The sequence below is a fragment of the Bradyrhizobium sp. USDA 4341 genome (assembly GCF_054063755.1).
This window is the reverse complement of the sequence record NZ_JBSSGO010000001.1, coordinates 1071309-1088308: the sequence shown is the minus strand read 5'-3', so window position 1 is coordinate 1088308 and position 17000 is coordinate 1071309. Positions and strand designations below refer to the sequence as shown.

The 17000-nt window shown below is 60.6% G+C and carries 15 protein-coding genes; 9 read left to right on the top strand and 6 right to left on the bottom strand.

Annotated features, from left to right (window positions below):
* Window positions 1–331: 331 nt before the first annotated feature.
* Both ACVIGB_RS05410 and ACVIGB_RS05405 read left to right on the top strand, forming a co-directional pair.
* Window positions 332–2404 carry a hypothetical protein gene (locus tag ACVIGB_RS05410; RefSeq protein WP_456717756.1) on the top strand — a complete coding sequence of 691 codons (2073 nt, stop codon included), beginning with the start codon at window positions 332–334 and terminating at the stop codon, window positions 2402–2404.
* A 390-nt stretch (window positions 2405–2794) separates the two neighbouring features.
* Window positions 2795–5140 (top strand): sigma-70 family RNA polymerase sigma factor, encoded by a 2346-nt coding sequence (locus tag ACVIGB_RS05405; RefSeq protein WP_456717757.1) that lies wholly within the window; start codon window positions 2795–2797, stop codon window positions 5138–5140.
* A gap of 48 nt (window positions 5141–5188) precedes the next feature.
* Here ACVIGB_RS05405 and ACVIGB_RS05400 read toward each other — a convergent pair whose 3' ends face one another.
* Together ACVIGB_RS05400 and ACVIGB_RS05395 are read right to left on the bottom strand one after the other, a co-directional pair.
* Window positions 5189–5386 carry a hypothetical protein gene (locus tag ACVIGB_RS05400; RefSeq protein ID WP_456717758.1) on the bottom strand — a complete coding sequence of 66 codons (198 nt, stop codon included), beginning with the start codon at window positions 5384–5386 and terminating at the stop codon, window positions 5189–5191.
* Window positions 5387–5550: 164 nt separating this feature from the next.
* Window positions 5551–7215 (bottom strand): hypothetical protein, encoded by a 1665-nt coding sequence (locus tag ACVIGB_RS05395; protein WP_456717759.1) that lies wholly within the window; start codon window positions 7213–7215, stop codon window positions 5551–5553.
* 1696 nt (window positions 7216–8911) lie between these two features.
* Between ACVIGB_RS05395 and ACVIGB_RS05390 the strand changes: the two genes are divergently transcribed.
* The 6 genes from ACVIGB_RS05390 to ACVIGB_RS05365 all read left to right on the top strand — a co-directional run bounded on the left by ACVIGB_RS05390 (window position 8912) and on the right by ACVIGB_RS05365 (window position 12969).
* The gene (locus tag ACVIGB_RS05390) at window positions 8912–9499 is read left to right on the top strand and encodes a DotD/TraH family lipoprotein (protein ID WP_456717760.1); all 588 of its coding nucleotides are present in this window, start codon (window positions 8912–8914) and stop codon (window positions 9497–9499) included.
* Window positions 9500–9510: 11 nt separating this feature from the next.
* Window positions 9511–10608 (top strand): type IV secretory system conjugative DNA transfer family protein, encoded by a 1098-nt coding sequence (locus ACVIGB_RS05385; protein WP_456717761.1) that lies wholly within the window; start codon window positions 9511–9513, stop codon window positions 10606–10608.
* An 87-nt stretch (window positions 10609–10695) separates the two neighbouring features.
* Entirely contained in the window at window positions 10696–10893 is a 198-nt protein-coding gene (locus ACVIGB_RS05380) for a hypothetical protein (protein WP_456717762.1), read from the top strand.
* Window positions 10881–11108 (top strand): hypothetical protein, encoded by a 228-nt coding sequence (locus ACVIGB_RS05375; RefSeq protein WP_456717763.1) that lies wholly within the window; start codon window positions 10881–10883, stop codon window positions 11106–11108. The genes ACVIGB_RS05380 and ACVIGB_RS05375 overlap by 13 nt, the downstream gene beginning before the upstream one ends.
* A gap of 95 nt (window positions 11109–11203) precedes the next feature.
* Entirely contained in the window at window positions 11204–12499 is a 1296-nt protein-coding gene (locus ACVIGB_RS05370) for a type IV pilus twitching motility protein PilT (protein WP_456717764.1), read from the top strand.
* A gap of 104 nt (window positions 12500–12603) precedes the next feature.
* Window positions 12604–12969, top strand: a complete 366-nt coding sequence (locus tag ACVIGB_RS05365) for a hypothetical protein (RefSeq protein ID WP_456717765.1) — start codon at window positions 12604–12606, stop codon at window positions 12967–12969.
* Between the two features lie 92 nt (window positions 12970–13061).
* On the opposite strand, the gene ACVIGB_RS05360 is transcribed toward ACVIGB_RS05365, so the two are convergent.
* The 4 genes from ACVIGB_RS05360 to ACVIGB_RS05345 form a co-directional block, all read right to left on the bottom strand.
* Entirely contained in the window at window positions 13062–14486 is a 1425-nt protein-coding gene (locus tag ACVIGB_RS05360; RefSeq protein WP_456717766.1) for a hypothetical protein, read from the bottom strand.
* Window positions 14368–15336 carry a hypothetical protein gene (locus ACVIGB_RS05355; protein WP_456717767.1) on the bottom strand — a complete coding sequence of 323 codons (969 nt, stop codon included), beginning with the start codon at window positions 15334–15336 and terminating at the stop codon, window positions 14368–14370. Before ACVIGB_RS05355 ends, ACVIGB_RS05360 begins: the two co-directional genes overlap by 119 nt.
* A gap of 275 nt (window positions 15337–15611) precedes the next feature.
* Complete coding sequence (locus ACVIGB_RS05350) at window positions 15612–16001, bottom strand: DUF6557 family protein (protein WP_456717768.1); 390 nt, start codon at window positions 15999–16001, stop codon at window positions 15612–15614.
* 231 nt (window positions 16002–16232) lie between these two features.
* Window positions 16233–16517 (bottom strand): hypothetical protein, encoded by a 285-nt coding sequence (locus ACVIGB_RS05345; RefSeq protein WP_456717769.1) that lies wholly within the window; start codon window positions 16515–16517, stop codon window positions 16233–16235.
* Window positions 16518–16717: 200 nt separating this feature from the next.
* Between ACVIGB_RS05345 and icmT the strand changes: the two genes are divergently transcribed.
* Complete coding sequence (gene icmT, locus ACVIGB_RS05340; RefSeq protein ID WP_456717770.1) at window positions 16718–16996, top strand: IcmT/TraK family protein; 279 nt, start codon at window positions 16718–16720, stop codon at window positions 16994–16996.
* The last annotated feature ends 4 nt before the right edge of the window (window positions 16997–17000 follow it).

The window sequence follows — 17000 nt, the reverse complement described above, 5'->3', positions numbered from 1 at the left end:
CCGGGGCTCGAGTGCAACGCTGTCCTCAAGTGGAGGGCCGGCTGAAGGATTGCTTGGATGTCGAGAGAGCCAACAGGCCAAGGCACATCCGGCGCAGCCTCTGGCGTCTGGCGGCTGGCTGGACAGCCTTAACCAGCGAGCCCTCGCCACAATTGACTTCGGTTCAAAACAGGAGTTCGATGTGCCCATCGGCGTCGTCGGACGTCGAGCCGCCCACGTGGCGAAGCCTTGACGGCTCCGACCGAAATCCGAACCTCCAAACCGAAGTCCGTGTGGATCATTCTCGGGTGGACTGAGTGGGCAAGTCTCGACACCCTAACCGAGGACGATCATGCGCATTCATCTTCCGAACCGGAAACACCCGGCTAATCTGGCCAAGTCTCTTCGCAAGGCGCTACTGCGCCGTGATATCGACATCGCTCTTGCCCGCTGCCAGCAGGTAGTGGCTGCCATGTTCGGATATTCCGGCTGGCACGAACTATCAAAGGTCGCCGACGAAGCGGTCGAACCTTCCCTCCCTGACGAGCTCTGTTCGGCCAACGATCGGCGCGACAGGCGCAAACAATATTGTGAGGCCATCACCAGTCTCGGCGTCTCGCCCACTCTCGCCGGAGAAATCGTCGATGATATCTCTCCGACAGGTCAGCGCGTCGCTCCAGATCAAGACGAATTCCTGATGAAGACAACTACCGCGGAGCGCTTCGGTCTTCCCCGCTTCGACTGGTCACCCGCGGTCACTGCGGCTCATTCGTCCCTGGCCGAATTCATTCGCGATTGTCATAAGGCCGTACGGCTCGCGCCGTTCTGGTGCGAGCGCAGCCTATGGGAGGCGACCGGCGAGCGTAACGAGACTGCGGAAGGGCTGCTCAGGCCATTTGTCAGGGATTTAGCCCATCCCGGCTGGCTGCCGGCAATCGCTCTCACGTTCTGTCGAACCGGTGAAACCGGTCGATGGAGGGAGCGCTTGATTAGCGAGGATAAGCGCAAGCTTCGCGATGCCGCGGCGAGGGCGTTTTTTCATGGGCCGGACGCGGCCGCATCTCATCTCGCCTCCCTGCAGAAGAGCGACAAACTTAGTCTGGTTTCCTTCATCGAGGAACGCCTCGGCGCCGTTACGGTGGAGGCCGCTTGCCTGTCCCGAAAACTCCCTGCGGATATATCCTTCGCGGAGGACGCCTTCGATCTTCCGGACATGCCCAAGTGGCGAAACCCAGAACCGTTTGCACCAACGCCGTTCAAATCCCGGACGTGGAGCCCCGTTGACCTCTCGGAGCTCCAGTTAGCGTTCCACGAACTCAAGATCGACCACCTTGACTACAACGACCAGAGAAAGCGTTTCGAGATCAAGCGCTGTGACACGACAACCGATCTCGCTGTCCAGGCCTTCGCCGCGACATTCGGCAACGACACACTGAACGTCATCGAAGGGTTTTTCAGCCGCGCCTCGAGACCTGAAGGTGAGCGGTTCTTGTTACTCGTCAGAGACAAGGCTTCCAGCTCGATCGTGGCTGGCGTCGCCCTGCATCGCCATATGGATCGGAACGCTCCTTCCATCACGTTCGACCTCGACGGCCATTGGGCGGCCAAAGGCAAGCATCCGGTCGACCTTACAACCATGTTGGCAGCCTACGTGACCATGCTCATGGAGCACGACATTTGGAATTGGGAGACAATCCTCCCGCCTGGCAGCGTGTTGACAGTCAAGTTGCGCGCCCAGGAACCTCGTGGTTACGACGCCGAAGTCGACATTGCCAACAGCAATATGCATGAGGTGGAAGGTCGATTCTTCAAGTACGCGCTGGATCGCGCCCTGCAGGGTCTGCGAGAAATCGGCGAGGATGAAAGCGCTCCCGTTGCCATCTCGATTTCCAGCGCGGACGACCAACCTAACGATTTCGACAGAGCCCTGCCGAAGGTAACGATCCTATCCCCGGAGGAACGCGCTCCGCTTGCCGCAATTGGTAAGCTGCGCTCCGAGACGTTCAAGGAGAATCGCCCGTTTGTTGTCGTGCCTTGGGGTGAGGGTTGCCGCATCTTCTGGGGCGACGAAATGTTAGGTCGGCGCGGCAACAAGGCTCAGAAAGCCGCGGCCAAGCAAATCGAAGCCATGCCGTTCCGGAAACTCATGCAACCGGTCTCGGACGCGGCAGACATGAAGGACCCGGTTCTTCTTGTCGGACGTTACGGCCGTATCTACGCTGTTTCTTCCAAAGATATCGGCGAGTTCGCGCCGGACGACGACTTCTTAGTCGCGGTGACGATCCTCACCGAAAAGCAAGCGGCGGCCATCCGGCACCTACCATGGCAAGCGCGCGAGTTCTGGGACATGTTCAACGTCGAATGCATCTGCGTCTCGACCGAAGGCGACCAAGACGACGACGAGCAGGACGAGGACGCAGCCTAGCTGATCGGCTGCCACGGCAGCAAAATCAGCGCGGCAGCGATCGGCCCGTGACTTGGTGGCCAGCGATCCCAAGCCGTGGCGAGTTGCAAAATCAGGGGAATTTGATCAATCGGACATCCGATAATTCACTGGCGCAACAAGTCCTTATTTGAACAAAGGAAAACCGAAAAATGATACGCTATACCGTGTCAAAAACCGCTGCCGGCCCGCGGCACGTAAGGACTCCTCTCAGATTCCCAGACCTGCCATAGTCCTCGAATGAGGGTAGATGCGCATCCACGCGGCGACTTGGCGTAGCCAAACAGTCCGCCCTTTTCTGGGTCCCGAGCACACCCGGAAAACTAACAGTCGAAGGCAACCCGTAGCAGGCGATCGCAGTGGCGCGCTGAAATGCATTATCGCACGAGAGCCGAGATCCAGGCTTCGATCAAAGCGGCGGACCATGACCGTACGTCGCGGAGTATTCCCCGGAGGCTGAGGATCGATCCAGCTGCATTTGATCCAGGCGCGACCTCAGCATTTGATGCCGTCCTGTCATATGCGAATAAGCTTTTGGGACCTTTGCCGGGCGTTCGCCTTCTAAAGGTCGCGGCTGCTGCCGGCGGGTTGCGGCCTGTCATCAAAGAGATGTCTCCCGCGGATCAGATCACTGCCGAGTCCGATGTAGCGGGTATGGCGTGTGAGATCGGTGTGCTTTTGGCCGAGCATCTGGACTGCGGCCTTGCAAGGCGGATGGCCGCCGGCATGCCGGACAATGATGTGGTCGCCTTTTTGCGGATCTGTGCCCAACTCCAGATCCGCCCGACACTCGTCCCGATCGCAGGCGATGATGAAGCCTTCGACCGCGAAGATGACGCGGAGGATGACGTTGGGGGTGATCGCCTCCTTCTGTCGCGACGGACCTGGGGCAACATCGTCATCTCCATGCCAGACGACGCGACAACCGCACCGGAGGCGAGCCTCGAAGAATTCGATCTCCGTCGGCAAATCTCTATGCTGCTTGCGAGATTGCCTCCGAGGGAGGAACGGGTAATTCGGATGCGCTTTGGTATCGGTGATATCAGAGCAAGAGAGCACACCCTTGAGGAGGTGGGGCAAAGTTTCGGACTTACGAGAGAGCGCATCCGTCAGATTGAGAAGCGCGCGCTCGTTTCTCTCGCCCTGCCAGGCTGGCGGCGCGGCCTGCAGGATAACCTGTTCCCCTCACCTAGAGCGTCCGACACACGCAAACTCGGCCGGCCTACAGGAATTCTGCGTGATGCGATCGAAGCAAAAAACAAGAGAACCGCTCGGAATGCATCAATAGATAGTGTCGAGGCAGCGAGGATCGTCGCAGCTAGAGCGCGAGCTAGAGCCGCGGGATTGAAAGCCCTTGCCGGGAGTAAACAAGCCGAGAAGGAACGCTTCGTCGCAGCTGAGATGGTTGCGTTGCAGACATACGTTGCCTCGCAGAATGCCGCTCGAAATGCCGTGCAGGTGGAAGCTGCCGCCAATGCAGCGCTAGAGGAGTTGATCAGAACTGCCTCCGCGACCCCCGGGGGGCCTACCGATCGCGAACGCGTCCGAATCGAGGCTGAGGAGGCCTGGGCCCTAATCAAGCTCGCGGACATGGAAAACAAGCTCGCCGCTGCGAGAGCGGCCCACGAATCCCACAAGGCTGCGCAGGCAGCAACACAAGAGGCCACGGAAATAGCGCGCGCAGCGGAAATGGATGCGACCGAGGCGATCGCGATCGCAGAGCGTGCGGAGCTGGAAGCTGCAAAACGCACCGAGGCGGCAAGGAGGGCGAAGCAGGCGACGGTCGATACTACGTCCGCAGATTGGGACGATTGGATGGCCGAGTGCCAAGCCAAGCTGGCGGCGAAGAAGGCCGATCGGGAAGCCAGGGCCGCCACGAAGCAAGCTGAAAGGCAAGCGAGGGCAGCTGCCAAACAAGAGGAACGCGAGGCCAGGGCGGCGGCGAAAAAGGCCGAGCGGGAAGCCAGGGCCGCCGCAGTAGTGGCCGCAAAGCAAGAAATGAAAGCCGCCGCAAAACGAGCGAAGTTCGAGGCAAACCGCGCGGCTCGGAAGGCGAAGATCGAAGCGGAAAAGGCGAAGCGGAAAAGCAGGCTTGCGGCGGCGAAACAGGCTGAACGGCAAGCGAAGAGAGCAGCCAAACAAGCTCAGCGGGAGGCCAGGGCGGCGGCGAAAAAGGCCGAGCGGGAAGCCAAAGCCGCGGCAATGGAGGCAGCAAGACAGAAAGTGAAGGCCGCTGCCAAACGAACAAAGCTTGACGCGAAACGTGCGGCTCGGAAGGCGAAGATAGAAGCGGAACAGGCGAAGCGGAAAAGCAGACTTGCTGCGGCGAAGCAGGCCGAGCGGCAAACCAAGTCAAAGGTCGAATCCGAAAGGCGAGCTCTCGCCAAGATCAAACGGGAGAGGGAGCGAGCAAAGCGAATGTCGCTCACTGAATTTGCTCAGACCGCTGTCGTTCGCAGAGATATCGCAGCGCAGTTGGTTAAAATACATCGTCTGAAGAAAGCGACCTCGTCAGACGCCTGGGTTGATCGACATTCTGCGACCAGATTCATTGAGCGGTTCGTCTCGGTCGGAGAAATCCGTCGCTTTCCCCATGGGAAGGAGACCGAGATGGTGCTCAACCTCGCAAAGGTCCCGCCAGCTCTTTCTCTGCCTGAGAGCGGCGCCGTTTTCTACGGGCGTGCCTATGTGATGCGGGTTTCGGATGCGTTTTGTTGACGGGGAAGTTCACGGTCCCGAGCGTTCATTGGTTTTGACGAGTTGCATTCAATAGCGCTGCCTGGCGTAGTTCCGGATCCTTCGCTTGTCCCAGGCGTCAAATGCCTTCCGGTCTCGCCATCGCGAAATCGTCAAGAGGCCCCGTGTCATCCCCTTCAGCCACTGAAAATGAAGCACGGCCGGAATTCCGATCGCGCCGGCCAGGCCCCGTAGGGCGTCTTCCTGCTGCTTGTCGAGTTTGATCATGCGGAAATCCCTAGGGGACATAGTGGGGACGTCGAATCCGGGCAACAACGGCTCATTGACCATTTCGAACAGGCCTGCACCGGAGCGAGCCTCGTCGCACCCGGCGACCGGACCGAGTCCTGGCGAGAGCGCCGCCCTTCATGGGAAAAGCTCGGTAACGGACATCAGGCGACCGAGGGGTCAACATCGGCAGCCTTGACGCGCATTTCGGGCTCAAGATTACGAGTGTCGATTGCCGGTTCGGCATCAAGATCATCGCCCGGATCGTAGCCGGCCTCCTCCTCATCATCTTCATCGAGGGCCGGATCCAGATTGTCGCCCTTGGCAGCTCGCTTCTGAGCGATGTCTTCACGGCGCAAATCGAAGAGCTCCAGGCGCTTCTTGATCTGGACGACCTGTTCATCGAGTGGCATCGGCACTTCGGTGATCAACCTCGACTCCCAGGCGATGCGCTTCTTGCCATAATGATCGACCTGGGTGTCGAGCGAGATGTGACCGATCATCGCCGCAACTTCTTCGCGGGTATAGATGGTCTTCATGTTGGCAATAAACTGGTGTCGCAAACTGTAGAGCGTGTACTGCTTCTGCATACGGGGAAACATCAGCTTGCAGACCTTCCGCAGCAACCGGGAGACGTCGTATTGCCGATCCGCCCATTGGCCGGTCAGAACCCACTCGCGGGAGCGGGTGACCATCCGCTCGATCGCATCGAGGGCATCTGCCGAAAAATTGGACAGATCAAGAGTTCGGTGGGTGGCCCGGCCTTCAGCCGCCTTGGCGCTAACGATATGGAGCCAAACCCGGCCGTTCGGGAAACGCCGGTCCTGACGCCGCTCGATACTCGTCAGCGCCCACTCGGACGGACGTAAGCCGGTATTGATGCCGGCATCCAACCAGTCCATCAGCCAAGGGGTCGCCGGGCTCCGTGTCGTGATAAGGAGGCGACGCTTGAGCGCCTGCAAATGCTGGTGATCCATTCGCTTGGCACGCATCGTCGCCCCGACGCCGTCGCTGTCGGTAGGCTTGCGGCTGACCGGCGCGCCCTCGTCCTTGCCGACATTCAAGTCAGCCTGGAGCATTGCCACCGCGTCATCGATATAGACCGAAGGGATCGTCTGGATGATAGCCAGCGAAGCCGCGCGGTAGGACCGCCAGCTGTTGATCGTCAGGAAAGGCTTCAATCCGAGCAGCCAGTTGACGAACTCACGCGGGTCGGTGTCCTCCAGGGAAATGTGGAGATTGGACTCCCGCCGATAGCGGACCATAAGGCCCCGCCCGCGGGAAAGGTACAGCTTCTGGGTCTCTGGGCTCGCCTGCTTGAGGCGCCCCTGCTTGGAGATGACCTTCTCCTTCTCCTCCTCGGGCATATCGTCCGGGAGCGCGAGCTGGCTCTCACGCCACTTCCTGCGCGACTTCTCCGACTGGGCCATGGTCGCGACGATTTGCGTACGGAGATCTCCGTAATCAGGTCCGGTTGGTTTGCCGGGATCATCCTTCGCGGTCGTGCGGCGTACCGGGCTGACGACGACTTCAGACTCGGGGGCCTCGAGCAGCACGTCGGCCTCAGGCAGACTGGATCGGAGACTGGTCATCGGATCGTCTTCCATCGGGCGGCCATCCTCGACGAAGTCGCGCGGCGAACCATTGGCCCGGGCCCCGGTGGCCTGGGCATCGCCGATCCCGGATGACCTTGCGGTCCGGCCGGCCAACTCCCGCTGCTGGGTGTCCGGTGGGCAGTGTTTGTCAGTTTGGGAATCATCAATGGGCGCCCGGGCCACGCGAGCGCTCTGGTCAGCCGAAGTGGCGGCGGCCGGCACGGCCGCCGCCATCGCCTGGGGCGCTCCTCCGGGATCTTGGACGGCTGGGCGTCGAACGGGGGGCCGAACCATCGGCCGCCGGATCGTCGGCGAGCTTCCAGTTGCCTGAGCGATAGCCTGGGTGTCCTGCTGTCGCAATTTGCCATCATTGGAAGCGTCGGGCTGACTGTGATCCGCGTGGCGCAATTTGCCATCATTGGATCGATGGGGAACCAGGTCGTGCGGCTCGGCTTCCTGTTGTCGCAATTTGCCATCATTGGACGCTTCGTCGGGAGCCCCGACCGCAGGCGGGGTTCGCCGGACGGCGTAGGCCGGCAGGCCCAGGGCCTCCCGGAGGGCCGCCGGGGACCGTGGGGGCTGCTGGGATTGCCCCCGGTGGGGCGGCTGCTCGCCGTCTTCGGCCATCTTCGTTCTCCTTCAGTCGCCCCGAGGGGCGGTTATCGAATCCTTAAGGCTCCGCCGATGTCTCCGCCGATGACCATCCGGATTTCCGGCCTTTTGGCGCGGCGTCCCGAAGGACGTTGGCGGAGGGTAAGGCGGCAGATTTTTTTCTCGGCCCCCCATTACATGGAGAGAAAAAATACGGCTATCCGGAGCGTTGTAACGTCTATCCTCACATTTTTTCTGACGGTACCCCACCTGCCGGAAAGTGGCAAAGTACCGTTTCAAAACTGCGGATAGACGTTACAACGAATCCTTGAAGGTTGGATCAGAACCAGTCCGCTGGACCATGACCGTCGTTTCGAACCCTGGAGAAGAATTATCGGGGTCTTTGAAGGTACCTTCTCCTGGCCGCGGGAGGTCTCCTGCGTGGTCATTTGGGGGTTCGCTGAAACGCGATGAGTCCGCGGTCGCGCGGATCATCACACAAGGATTAGTTCAAATCTGCGATCGAATGTGGGAGGTGTTCAAAGGGGATCCGGGGTCGACGAAACCCCGAGCTCGTCTTCGAGAAGGGCTTTGAGCGTCTCAAATAATCAAAATGTTTGAAGATGGCGACTCCCCCCCGGTCCACCGACACCTTGCAACGTCTATCCGCAGGATCGAGATTGCGACCGACAAATAAGTAATTGGAATTGCGAGAGATTCCTCAAATCGCTGAAACTGTTGCAACGTCTATCCGCAAAATTGCAACGCATTCCATCGTGCTCTGAAACGGTTATCATTCGAATTGAAACAGCTATCATATTTGTTGCAACAAACATTTGAAGATTTGAAACGTCGTCGCGTACGCCTATCGCGCTAGCATTATGCAAATGTTTTACTGTCATTTCACAGCGAGATAAGCAAAATCGGCGTCTCGGGCGTCCAGAGGCGATTCTGAGCGTTTTGGATCTCTGCTCGATCAATCACTCTCCAAGAGTTGCAACAACTCGAAAACGAGCCCTCCATCGAAGTCGGTTTAAAGGGTGTGGCCTCAAAAATGAGGCTTATGCGCCGGCATCCGCGACATTCAGTTAACGCGCCTGCCAGTCGGCCCATGTCAGGACACGGCCACCGCATGACCGTTGGGTGGCTCCCAAAATTGTCGGAAGCGGTGGACAACGATCGCGACGCCCGTTGGCAACCGCTTTACAGCCCAAGCTTTTCGCGGAATGGTCGGGATGTGATCCCAAGGATTAGAATACTGAGGGTCGCCTTTGGAGAAGGGGTCTCCAATGATTTGCAAACGGCGGCCCCGTCGTTGCTGTACGGAGAGTTGGGGGACATGTTGGGGGTTCACGGTTTTCGCACGTCGGCCGTCTTGCGCGCGCCTCTGGCCGCCACGGCTGTTGTCGTCCTGGCGATGACGCTCGCCGGATGCGCGACCAGGATTAATGACAGCCGCACCGAGGAACTCGACTCGGCGTCTCGGCAGATGGTGGCCGACAGCCTGGCGCAGTCGGCTGACCGCGCCGTCCGCGCTCAGGAATCCCTCGCTCAGGTCGAGCGGGCCCGGACCGAGCCGGCGCCGCCGTCACTTGATGTCACCGGATTGCCGCCGGAGCTTCGCCGCCAGGCGACCATGACATGGTCGGGCCCGGGTGTGGCTGCCGCCCGCGAGACCGCTGGCCTCATGGGCTACGAATTCCGGGTGGTCGGCAATCCGCCGGGCACCCCGCCGATGGTCAACGTCAACGCGCGGGACCTGCCGGTTGCCAAGATCCTCGAAGACATCGGGCTGCAGGTGCAGGGCACCGCCCAGGTGGTGGTCGATGCGAACCAGAAGCGCGTCGAATTCCGTTACGTCACCGCGTACCCGAATGTCCGCGGCGGCGCCCCCGTGCTCCGCGGCGCGCCCGCGCTCACGAAGTGAGGGCTTAAGGCATGACAGCCCGCGGAGCGGCCTCCACAAATACAAGGATCCTCGCTCGCTGGCGCGGAGTGCTCCTCGCGGCCGCCTGCGCTTCGGCGTTGGCGGGTTGCTCGTCGCCGGCGGTGACCCGGATTACGGATGGCTTCTCCGATGGCTTCTCCAATGTGACCGCGTTCGCCCGTCGTGATCGGGATGGTGGTCTGGCGGCGACCCCGGCCGGACCGCGCGCGGATGTGAACTCTTCGACCCGTCTGGGAGACGTTGATATCCCGGTGGTGGACACGCCGAGCCTGGAGCAGATCATCGCCAAGGCGCCGATCAAGAAGGACGACGGCGAGAAGGAAACCGACAAGTTGCGTGCCCCGGCGATGCGGGACGCCGCGCTCTCCTACGGCGCGCGCGCCGGGCTGGCGTGGACGTCCCGCGGCATCAACGAGCAGTTGCGCAGCCGCTCGGCCGAACTGACCAAGACCTACGATTTCAACCGGGTGCTGATCCGCACCCAGTCGCAGGCCTCGATCCTGCCGCCGGTCATCTCCGAGGCCAAGGAAACTTACGAGACGGCGGACGCCGGAAAGACCCTTCGGGTGGCGGACACCGTCTACGAGATCGTCGAGCAGGCGCGCTTCGTGCCGATCGCCCCGCTGTGGCACTCCTATCTGGTGCGCTCTTACACCGCACCGGAGAACCCGCCTGACACGTTGCTGCCGAAGACGGACGGCGAGCGCGATGCCTGGAAGCGCTGGGTGACCGAGGGCTGGAACATGGGCATCAAGCAGGCCCAGGAGATCTTCGACGCGGATCTGCGACGGCTCGAGCGCGACTTCGTTGGCATGGTCCGTTACAAGGCTCTGCTCGAAGAGGGCAAGGTGTCCGCGCCTGTGGTCGCCGAGGGCAATCTCGGGGTGACCGGCAATGGCACCGACATGCGCGTCAATGACCGCGCGCTCCGGATCACCAAGGATCCGTTGCTGCAGACGCCGACCAAGGGGTGGCAAGCCTCCCCGTCGCCGCTGACCGAGAGCAACCGGCTCGACCCCCCGACCTCGCAGTCGGAGCCGGCGGCGGACAATTCGGTGCGCAAGGGCAATGGCTGGCGCCGCTACTGAGCCGCGGCGCTCTCTTCAAAGGGCCCGGGTCCTCGAATGCACCGCCACGTCCGCCCGATCTGATCTCTTGGGTAAAGAACCCACGCGATGAGTGAGCAGGATAGCGCCCGCGAGCCGGCCAGCTTCGAAAAGAGCCAGTTGCTATCTTCGATCGTGGCCTGGCTTGAGCCCGGGAAGATCATCGAGTTCTCTCCTCCGATCGCATACGTCTTTGAAGTTGTTCGGCCGTCCTTGGTCGTGACGCAATCCGAAGGAAACCAGGGAGGCGTTCCATGGGAGACGTGACGCAGTTGAGCGAGAACGAGAAGCTGTTTCTGCGGGCGCTGCTGCAGTGGGAAGGCGTCGCCACGACCCGCGACATCAAGGACGCAGGTGGTCCGACGGCCCGCCAGTACTGCAAGCGCAAGGGTTGGGTTGAATTCGACCGCTACTATTGGCGCATCACCGAGCAAGGCCGCGCCGCTTACGCTGCCACTCAAGTGCAAACACCAAGTCCGTAGGTGATTGCACTCACATCGTCGTTGTAATCGCCGTCCGCCTCGGTATCGTCACTCAAGGATTAGTTTACCGTATTAGAGTGACGGATTTCGGCCCCATGAGCCTTGATGAGAGCTACGCGCCGGCCACAGAGGCCGATACCTTCCGCCACAAGCCGCCGGCGGCGCCCGAAGCGATCATCAAGGGGGTGGAGCATTTTGCCAGCGGCTTTGACGGCGAGACGTTCGACGTCCATGGCACCCTGCTGCCGGCAGACTTCGACCGGTTGCTGGAATGGGCGTCCGAGCGCAAGGCCTCCGATATCACGATCCAGTCCGATATGCCGGTGGTGGTCGAAATCGGCGGCAAGCTCTTCAAGGTGACCCGTCGCAACCTTACGGCGCCGAACGTCGAAGAGATCGTTCGATACGTCTACGGCGACAACGGCCCCGCGGAACTCAAACGCGGCTTCGACCTCGATCCTTCACATGAAATTCGCGTTGTGACTGAGCGCAACGAGCGCGGTGTTGCGATCGACCACAAGCGGCTGCGCTTCCGTGTGAACGCCACGACCATTCGCCTGCCTGGCACCGACGGCATCCAGATGACGATCCGTTCGTTGCCGTCGCGCCCGATCCCGCTCGAGAAACTCGACTTGGAGCAGGACATTCTGGACAATCTCCGGCCGACCCAGGGCATGATCATGGTGACCGGACCCACCGGTTCGGGAAAGACCACGCTGCTCGCATCGATTGTTGCGCACCTGGTGTCGCAGCCGGACGCCCATGAAAAGGTCCTCGAGTACTCGGCCCCGATCGAATACGTCTACGACGAGATCGACAAGCCGTCATCGGTGGTCGCCCAGTCGGAAGTCGGCCGTCATCTTCGCCCGAAGGGAGAGGGCTCAGAAGAAGACCAGGGCAGTCTCTTTGCCTACGCCGTCCGCAACGCGCTCCGCCGCAAGCCGACCATCATCATCATCGGTGAAAGCCGCGACAAGGCGACGATCACCGCTTCGACCGAGGCGGCGCTGACCGGGCATCTGCTCTATTCGACGGTGCACACCATGGGTGTTCCTGAAACCCTCCGTCGTATGGTGATCCCGTTCCCGGCCGAGGAACGCGAAGGCATGGCCTTCGACATCATGGACTCGATGCGGATGATCGTGACCCAGACGCTGGTCCCGCGGAAGCATGGCGGCAAGGTCGCCGCGCGCGAATACATGATCTTCGATCCGGCCACCCGGGCGGCCTTCCTCGGCCGGCCGCCGGAGCAGTGGCCGCAGCTCGCGCGTTCGATGATGCAAAACCGGACCGCCAAATCCCAAAAACTGGTGCGCGCCGCCCGGACGTTGCTCGAGAAAGATCTGATCACCGACGAGACCTACGAGCGCATGATCACGCGAGAAATTTAGGCTATTCGGATTTCAGTGTTGAGTCTCTGCCGCCAGAGGAGGTCTATCCCGCGACCTTAGAGATCCACATCTGGAGCAAAGTCCTAGGTAGTGAGGACGGCTGGATGGATCTGCATCAGGCCGTCGGCGGAAAGGACCGCCGCGTCCCAAGCCCGCATGCGGGCGACCATCGCGGAAAATTCCTTTCGCATGTCGCCCATGCCGAATTCCTTCCGCGAGTGATCGAGTTTGTCGATGCCGAAGGCGGACCGTCGGCTTGGATCGGCAGAGAGGCTCAGGCGATCCACAAGGCGTCCTACACGATGGGCGCTTTGCACCATCTGGATTCCGAGTATGGCCTCTACCTGGCGGAAGTGCTGCACGAGACCTTGAAGGATCGCGGCGCGCCCTCGGACCGTCCGTTCAAGCCGCATCGTCCGCGGCACTCGAGCTGGCGCCATCTCGCCAAACCGTTCCGCAGCGTCGCCTGATGTTCTTTCGGCTGTGATCGAGGGCGGAGGAGAGTGCCCCCTCTCCTCCCGCCGGAGACCCGGCAAGAGGAGAAGGGGCACTCTCAGTCGTGCTATCTCGAGAGACGGGAAGTGCTCGCGAGATCAGCTTCGTTCTCAGCTACCGCGGCCTGATACCAGCCTCGGATATAGCTGTCGTAGCCAGAATAGTGAGCCGCCGTCTCGGGAAAGGACGCGACCCACTTTTTGAGCCCGCCCCAAGCCTTTGTGTCCTTGAATCGCCGATGTTCACGATTGAAGGCGACCCCGAACTCGTCGGCCACTCGGCGCGCGTCGGCTTCCGTGAAATCTACCAATGGCGCGCGAAGCTCCCGATTGTACTTGAAAATCCCCCATTTCCTCACTTGACCATTATCCCGGCAGTCATTCCCCTTCTCATCCTCGTAGCTATCGATGCTCGTCACATTGCCGAGCGCAACGCCACCGAGAATCCGGTCTCCCCGCTGAACCGAGATATAGGGACCATCTGCCGACATCCCGCCGGTCAGAATTGTGTCCCGGATGCGGAGCGTGTGGAACGGAGTATCTGCGTCGTCGTGCTCGGCGCGCAGTGCCGCGTTTTCCCGATAAGGGTCGGAAAATTTCTCCTTGGGTTTGCGGCTGGTGCCTACTGCAGCGGGCTTGCGCAGGGTGCCATAATGCAGGTCCGACGCTGCCAAGTCCGCTTCTGACAGGGCTACAACGTCGTGGAACGAGGCCTGGCGGTGTTTTGCGGAGAAGAATGGTCTCCATTCATTCATAGCCGCGTTCAAAATAGCCTCGTCGAGATCGTCGACGTCTGGCATCTCGTTGGCATCCTTGAAGCGATACCAACGTTCGCAAACGTCGATCAGTTCGCGGAACCCAGCACCGTCAAGAAATAGTCCGGCGCACGACTCAGCATAGCAGGACGGAACGATGGTCTCGTGACCACGCTTGTCGATGAAATTCTCCTCTGTCAGCCAATAGTGTCGCATCGCATCGTTGCTGCGCGCCGCACTCGCGACCAGGACGCTATAGGCGAACTCCGAGGTCATCATGGATATCGCACCGAGCAGGTGAAAACCGGCGTCGGCTCTCGCAACGTCAGTCGTCAGGTCGGGATACTCCCGCTTATCGACGAGCCGAATACCGTCGCTGGCCAAGCGATCAATCGCCGCCGCGAGCGTCTTCTTCAAATTGGCTTCTTTTTCGATCCACGTTCTGCCATCGATACCAAGAACAAGACCGGCGATCCGACTTAGGCTGTTCGTCACCCTATTCTCGACCGTCCTCCGGAGGATACCGATCGACTCCATCATGGAAACGGCCTCTTTCAGCGATGATGGCACTCCTTCATCGGGGTGGCGCGCCAGCACGTGAAGCGCGACCTGGATCAATTCATCGTAGTCGAAGCCCCAGTTCGGAAGCCGACGGAGCAGTTGTGCTGCGCGACCGGCTTCTCGGCTCGAGAGGCCGGTCATCCACTCGATGATGAACAGCAGCCTGATCAGGATCATGAGGCATCTCCTTGTCCTTCATGAACTTGACGGCCTGGAAGGCCAGCGATGGATAACGCAAGGCGAAGGCTCGCCGCCGCTCGCCTTCGATCCCGGCTTCACGGAAGTAGTTGAACTCCTCAAGGCCGGTCATCATGCCGTCCGCGCCAAAAACGGCTTTCATCACAGCCTGATCGAGGCGAGCCTCGATCGAGGCTCTGGCCCGTCTTAGCTGGTCGACCGGCAAATGCGCGCTCTCCTCGGTAGCCCAAAATGCCCGCTTGTGGTGCTGACGATATCCCAGCATGCCAAGAAGGAGGTCGGGCGTCGACGATGGATATGGCGATGCCTCGAGGACGGAGTTGACGCCAGCATCGTCGATCACCTGAGGATGTTTGGCATTCCTGCAGACCAGTTCGCCTTGCGATGTCACCGCAATAACCGATGCATGATAACTACCGTCGTCGTCGCGCCAGGAGAATGCCGCTCCTCCCATATCCGGACGATCAAAGGTGAAGATACTCGTTCGTTTTCCCGACACCGCGGTGGTCACATGCTTTGCCGTCGGTGCGAGCTCGTCAACGATCCCGGCGCAGGCCGGCTCCGAAATCCCAAAACGGCGGAGGACGTCGATGTGCCGGGCGCGCCGCTCATCGGCAATCACGGGGCCAGCCTCCTCATCACTGAGGGACGGCTCATGGCGACCTTGATTGGCAACCAACTCGTGATAGTGCGCAAAGCCGTACATCCTTGCCACGGCATTCTGGCATGCTGGCAACGAGACCTCGACGCCGGTCTCGGACAAAAGGGCGCGCAGGCGCTTGTCGATACGCTTGGCGCGCGCGAGATTTTCAACGTGGAAATGCTGCATAACCTAGCCTCCGGAGGACTGATCCGAACAACCCAGGCTGGGTTCAATGGAAAGGCGCAGTAGCCGTTTTCATCGAGGATTGCACAAGCTTCACGCCGGACATGGCCGGCTCGGATTGTGACGACGTCCTCGGCGCCGCGGTGGGGAATATGAAGCACAGAACGCGATTCGGCAAGGGCTCTGCCTGCAACAGCCTTAATGACCAATTTATGTCGTCGGTACTTTGCGGGACACCCAGCCGCCAAGCGGCCAAGGATTCGAATGTGGGAACTGACTCAGTTGCCGGTCGCCTGCATGTTGCTGTAACCGGCAAACGTCATCTCATAGAGAATGGCGGCCAAGAGGGTCTCCGGAGGAAAGCCGGATAACTCGGACTCCACCACGACCTCCATCGAGAGCCACTGCCGCCAGTCGACGAATTCGATCGCGAAGAGTTCATCGCTGCCTGTGCTCCTCCCTGAGACATCGACGTAGCTCCGTCCGGTGGTTTGTCGGACCAGGCTGAGTTGGCACGCATATTCAGTCGGAAGCGGTTGCAGGCCGACGATCTCGTTCCAGGCCTCGATGTGCCCGGCCCGGTTCTCCTCCTGGTGGGGGCGCTGGCGTTCGAGCTCGTCGACCACTTCATCGCGGTGCAGGTTCGCGAATAGCTCTGCGACTGTCATATCTGTGCCTTCGAGGGGATGATCTTCTATCACTCCTGGTTGGCCGAAAATAGCGGCCAAGGGTGCCCGATATTCCAGACTTCCACGACGCGAAATATACGATGGTTGGAGGTCCCGTTCTGTCTGACGACTGGGTGCAAAGGACGCAAACTGCCGGGATGCCTCGGCTCGCACAAGCGACTGGCGGAAACTTAAAGCCGGGGCAAATCGCCAGCTCGTATTAACGGATACCTAGGGCGTGGGACAGGGAGCGGGTGGACCGACCCTAATCTCCACCTCAGGGCCGTGTTCTCCATGTACTTCATGCTCCTCATCGAGAAACACCGCGAGGCCTTTCCGGACAGTGTCGACCGGATCCATGCCGAGTTTGCGCGCCAGATGGCAGAGGTCCCCCAGCAAGTCCCCAAGAGCTTCTTGGTTGTCGGCTTCGCCGGGGTTCAGGCGGGTCTGGAACATGAAGGTACGCAGGGCCTCCTCGGCCCAACCGGCACGGGTCTCGTTGTCAACTTCGGCCATGCTGTCACTCCTCTATCGGCTGCGGTCGAATGGGACCAGTCCTGGCGGCAAGATGCAACCGCGCCGGTCCGCCAACCCGGTGACAGGCTGGTGGCTCGAGATCAGTGGGGACGGCGTATACGAATCCTTGGGAGAGGTGCAGCTGTGCGGCTATATTGCATCCGAAATATTCGGATCAGAGGGAAGGGATCTGGCGCAAAATGGCACATTGGAGAGATACCTACCGGCCGGCCCGGTTCTTCTTCATGGATGCGCGAGCCGGTATTCCAACGCTCGTCACGCTCTTGCACGTGCGGTACTGGACAATCGCAATATCGGTCGTCGTGATCGTGATCTTCTACTGGTTCGAGCGAATCGGGGTCGACGCCGCCGGCGCCATGCGGGCCTTCCGGGCCTGGGTGATCGGAGATCTCCGGCCGGCTCGCATCTTCCACAAGATACGCTCGACATTGGACTATGACCGCCGGCCGACGCCTTGAATAT